The organism is Mesorhizobium sp. M7A.F.Ca.CA.001.10.2.1 (assembly GCF_003998575.1).
In the GTDB taxonomy this organism is placed as follows: domain Bacteria; phylum Pseudomonadota; class Alphaproteobacteria; order Rhizobiales; family Rhizobiaceae; genus Mesorhizobium.
The window spans coordinates 1-651 of sequence record NZ_RZQY01001246.1 but is presented as its reverse complement, the minus strand read 5'-3'; the positions used below and the strand labels follow the sequence as shown (position 1 = coordinate 651).

The 651-nt window shown below is 63.0% G+C and carries 1 protein-coding gene; it reads left to right on the top strand.

All coding sequences use genetic code 11. The annotated features are described in order from the left end of the window. On the top strand, nt 1-651 hold a 651-nt coding region (locus EN964_RS36420; RefSeq protein WP_206528844.1), incomplete at both ends, for a DNA topoisomerase.

Here is a 651-nt window from a genome sequence, read left to right as displayed (position 1 = left end):
CCACCGAGCCGCCGCCGCGCTATTCCGAAGCCTCGCTGATCAAGAAGCTGGAAGAACTCGGCATCGGCCGGCCCTCCACGTACACGGCGATCCTGAAGACGCTCGAGGACCGTGACTACGTCACCATCGACAAGCGCCGGCTGGTGCCGCAGGCCAAGGGCCGGCTGCTGTCGGCCTTTCTTGAAAGCTTCTTCAAGCGTTATGTCGAATACGACTTCACCGCGTCCCTCGAGGAAAAGCTCGACGAGATTTCCGACGGCAAGCTCGCCTGGAAGGACGTGCTGCGCGATTTCTGGAAGGATTTTTCCGGCGCCGTCGCCGACATCAAGGAACTGCGCGTCACCGACGTGCTCGACGCGCTCAATGAGGAACTGGCGCCGCTGGTGTTCCCGACGCGGGAGGACGGCTCCAATCCGCGCATCTGCCCGAAATGCGGCACCGGCAATCTGTCGCTGAAGCTCGGCAAGTTCGGCGCCTTTGTCGGCTGCTCGAACTATCCGGAATGCTCCTTCACCCGCCAGCTCGGCGATGCCGCCAATCCCAATGGCGAAAATGGCGGCGGCGAGGACGGCACCAAGGTCATCGGCAAGGACCCCTACACGTCAGAGGAAATCACGCTGCGCAGCGGTCGCTTCGGCCCCTATCTGCAGC